The organism is Helicobacter sp. UBA3407, assembly GCF_949747025.1.
Classification (GTDB): domain Bacteria; phylum Campylobacterota; class Campylobacteria; order Campylobacterales; family Helicobacteraceae; genus Helicobacter_D; species Helicobacter_D ganmani.
Map to the genome: position 1 here is coordinate 1 of NZ_CATKCB010000207.1, position 4175 is coordinate 4175.

4 protein-coding genes are annotated in these 4175 nt (G+C 38.4%); all 4 read left to right on the top strand.

The annotated features are described in order from the left end of the window. The coding region (locus tag Q1553_RS07535) for a TonB-dependent receptor (protein WP_300842874.1) at positions 1–1068 on the top strand (1068 nt) is incomplete at its 5' end. A gap of 67 nt (positions 1069–1135) precedes the next feature. Beyond that, complete coding sequence (locus Q1553_RS07540) at positions 1136–1657, top strand: hypothetical protein (RefSeq protein ID WP_297731444.1); 522 nt, start codon at positions 1136–1138, stop codon at positions 1655–1657. Beyond that, complete coding sequence (locus Q1553_RS07545; protein ID WP_297600640.1) at positions 1639–2265, top strand: 5-formyltetrahydrofolate cyclo-ligase; 627 nt, start codon at positions 1639–1641, stop codon at positions 2263–2265. The genes Q1553_RS07540 and Q1553_RS07545 overlap by 19 nt, the downstream gene beginning before the upstream one ends. Positions 2266–2557: 292 nt before the next feature. Beyond that, a complete protein-coding gene (gene rny / locus Q1553_RS07550; protein WP_115551988.1) occupies positions 2558–4129 on the top strand; it encodes a ribonuclease Y in 1572 nt (523 codons plus the stop codon). The last annotated feature ends 46 nt before the right edge of the window (positions 4130–4175 follow it).

A 4175-nucleotide genomic window follows, 5' to 3' on the forward strand; every position in this document is an offset into this window, starting at 1 on the left:
CGTTGGGATTTGGGTTATAGTTTAGGCTTCACGCACTTTGGAGATTCTGGAATCATAACTGATATTAATTTCGGAGGAAATAGAAATGAGAGTGAATATGTGAATTATAACAATAACAACGATGGCAAAGGAATCTTTGGAGATTTTAACTTTCAATTTAAAAACTATTCTTTTATGGCAGAAATTGGCGGGGGGCTAAATACCAACGAGCGAGTGCAAAACCACTCCACAAAGGCGCAAGTAGATGAAATGCTACTTTATTTAAATGGTGAAAAATACTTTAGCAATTCTAGTTTTAATGGAGGAATCTCCGCACAAAGAGTGATTTCCAAACTACAAGAAAGCAATGCAGAAAATCTACTAGGAGGAGAGATTGGAATCACTCATAATCTAACGCCTTTAACCTCGCTTTTTGCCTCTTATTCTCGCAGTTTCATAGTGCCTAATGTGGATTATATATTTGATTGGCAGGGACATATTAATCATCTCATAGACACAGCGACTTTTGACACTTATCAAATCGGCACAAAAAGTGTATTTGGAATCCACGAGTTAAGCGGGAATCTCTTTTATATTTTAGGTAGAGATGAAGCCTACTTTGAGCCGATAACTTATAGCAATCAAACTCTTGATAAGACGCGCAGAATCGGAGGAGAAGCGAAATTTACCACGCATTTTAATGCGCAAATCTATTCTAGCCTAGCCTATGCCTATGTTGATGCGACAATGCGTGGCAATGGGGGGTATAAGGGCAATACGATTCCGGGCGTCTCCAAGCATACGCTAAGCACAAGTCTCAACTACTTACCTATCACGCAATTAAATCTTGGAATCTCTTATAAATATGGCTCTAGGGCGTATGATTACAACGACTTTGATAATGTTTTAACCAAATCCCCTAATTATCAAAGCCTCAATTTAACCGCAAGTTACAAACTCAAAGACTTTGAAATTTATGGCTTTGTGCAGAATCTTACCAACCATAAAAATGCGATTGTTGTGGGTGGTAAATATTACCCTTATGAGTTTGAGCGCACTTTTGGTGGCGGTATAAAATACACTTGGTAAGATGATGATTGCTTTACGACTCTATCTTACTTACAAGCTTTTAAACTCCATCTTCTTGGGGGTTTCTTTGGGGACTATTTTCACAATTTACGCGCCTTTAAACCCCAAAATTTATTCGCTAGGCGGAATCGCACTTGCATTAGGGGCATTTATTTTAAGCCTTTTTTATAGCAAGTTACTCAATCTAAAGCCTTATAAAAAAATTCTTTTAGGGTTAGAGATTCTGCCTTTTTTCTATCTTTTTGCTTATTTGCTTTTTCCTAATACCTTTTTTGGCGCACTGATTGTTTATACGCTCTATCAAATAGGCTTTATTTTTGGGGATTATTTAGGACGCACAGAGACGCTACTACTGCCACGCAAAACGATTCTTTCACATCTAGACAAGCGCAAACAAATTGGCTATCTTTTGGGGCTTGTAATTGCATTTATTTTTTACACTATTTTAGAATTTTTTGGAATCTTGCAAAAGGAATCCCAAATTTATGCGATACATTTTTTACTACTTTTGCTACAATGCGCTGTGTTTTTAACACTTTTTTCTGCCTTTAGGCAAACAAGGACAAACAAATGGAATCCCAAGACTTAAAAGCCACTTATCGCGAGATTTTCAAAACAAATTTAATCCGAATTTGCCATTCAAACCAAGCCTATATTAAGGACTACAAATTACAAAAGAAACTCAAAGCGCAATTAGATTCCACTCTACGATTCCATAAACTCCACTCCAAACGCCCTATAAACTTGCTTTTTTATTCTCCGCTTACCTTGGAGTTTGACATAAGGAAACTTTTAAGATTCTATCGCAAAAAAAGAAATGTAAGGATTTTTTTACCCAAAATGGGTGGAGAGAGCTTTAAGGCGGTGCGATATAGACTTCCTTTGCAAAAACAATCTTTTGGCGTGTATGAACCTAGTGATTCTGCACTTTGGGCTAAAATGGATTGCGCTATCGTTCCTGTGCTTGGCGTGGATAAAGAGTTGCGGCGCATAGGATTTGGCAAAGGAATGTATGATAGATTCTTTGGCAAGAATCCCAAAAAAATTCCAAAGATAATTTTCGTTTCGCGCAATTTCAATTTCGTTCCACAAACCATCACAGAATCCCACGACATTAGAGGAGATTGTTATCTCACCCCACACCAAACGATTTATAAGCGTGGCTTTGCGTCCTTTTGGATTCATCATTTTTCATAGCACAGCAACTTAAGAGAAATTTAAAGAATTTGTAATGTATATTTGTGTGAGTATTCACACCCACTAAAGCACAAATTCAAAATGTTGAATCCAGCGACTCTCAAACCACTTAAACTTTTTATTAACAAAAAAGAGTAAAATTAAACTCTAAAAATTTGGATTATCCAAAGCAAATTGACACAATATCATCAACCACTAGGGCAATAAATTATAAAATTAAATCAAATTTCTTTAAATCATAATAAAAATTTATTTAAATTCTTGTTTTCTTAGTGAGTTTCAAGGACATAAAATGGTTATATGGGTTATTACAAGTTCCGTTATTTCAGCTTTGCTTGCAGGAGGTGGTAGCTATCTCATCTCTCGCAAACTCTCGCGTGCAGATTCTAAAGTGCTACTAGAGCAAGCAAAGGCAAAAGCAAAGGTGATAGAATATGAGGCAGAAAAATTCCTCCAAGAATCTAAAATCAAAGCAAAAGATATTGAGATAGAAGCAAAAGAAAAATGCGACAAAGAGAGTGCAAGAATCCTCAAAGAATATGAGTTAAATTTATTGAATTTTGAGAAAGAAAAACTAAGAGAATCGCAACTTATTGAAAAAGAACTTTGTAAGCTAGACAATGAAAAACAAAATCTTAGCAGAGACCGCAACGCATTTTTTGAGGAACAAAATGCGCTAAAAAAACTCAAAAATACCTATCAGCAAAAGCTAGAAGAACTCACAAAAAATCTATCCAAAGTTGCTTATCTCACCAAAAATGAAGCAAAAAATATGCTCTTAGAACGTATCAAAGAAGAAGCGAAACGCGAATGCGCCAAAATCATTAGAGAAGAGGAACTCCACGCTAAAGAAGAAGCAAAGGCAAAAGCAAACTATATCTTAGCAGTTGCAACCTCACGTTTTGCAGGAGAGTTTGCTGCAGAGCGTCTAATCCATACAATCGTCTTGCCAAGTGATGATATGAAAGCTAGAATTATCGGTAAGGAGGGGCGCAACATCAAATGCCTAGAAATGATTTGTGGGGTGGATATTATCATTGATGACACGCCCAATGTGATTATCGTAAGCTCTCACAACCTCTACCGACGCGCGATTGCAGTAGAGACTATCAATCGCTTAGTAGAAGACGGACGAATTCAACCTGCAAGGATTGAAGAAATCTATCAAAAATGCTTTAACGATTTTGAAGAAAATGTCTATCAAGAGGGCGAACGCGTTGTGTTGGACTTGGGCTTAAATGGAATCCACCCAGAGATTAAAAGGCTCATTGGTAAGTTGCGCTATCGTGCAAGCTATGGGCAAAATGCTCTTACACATAGCTTGGAAGTTGCGAATCTAGCGGGAATTATTGCAGCGGAATTGGGCGGAGATTGTATGCTTGCCACACGCGCAGGGTTATTGCACGATATTGGCAAAGCCCGCACACACGACTTTAAAGGCACGCATGTGGAATTAGGGGCGGAGATTGCAAGGAGATATAACGAGCATCCTGTGGTGCTTAATACGATTCTTTCTCATCACGGCGACGAGGAGATTAAAAGCATAGAAGCTGCAGCTGTCTGTGCAGCAGACGCTCTCTCTGCTGGGCGTCCGGGAGCTAGACGCGAAGTGCTAGAAAACTATCTAAGGCGTGTCAGCGAGATAGAAAAAATCGCCACTTCCAAAATGGGAGTTTTGCACGCTTATGCAATCAATGCGGGACGCGAAGTGCGCGTGATTGTCAAATCAGACGATATTAGTGATGAGGAATCCTATCTCCTTGCCAAAGAAATCGCCAAAGAAATAGAATCACAAGTGCAGTATCCGGGCGAAGTCAAAGTCAGTGTGATACGCGAAACAAGAGCTTATGCGGTAGCGGGGTAAGAATATCAAGCCAAACAAATGAAGCAATCCAAAAGTTCAGTTCAGC

Coding starts and splice junctions, on each gene's coding strand:
- Q1553_RS07545 (WP_297600640.1), top strand. CDS start 1,639: ATGGAATCCCAAGACTTAAAAGCCACTTATCGCGAGATTTTCAAAACA.
- rny (WP_115551988.1), top strand. CDS start 2,558: ATGGTTATATGGGTTATTACAAGTTCCGTTATTTCAGCTTTGCTTGCA.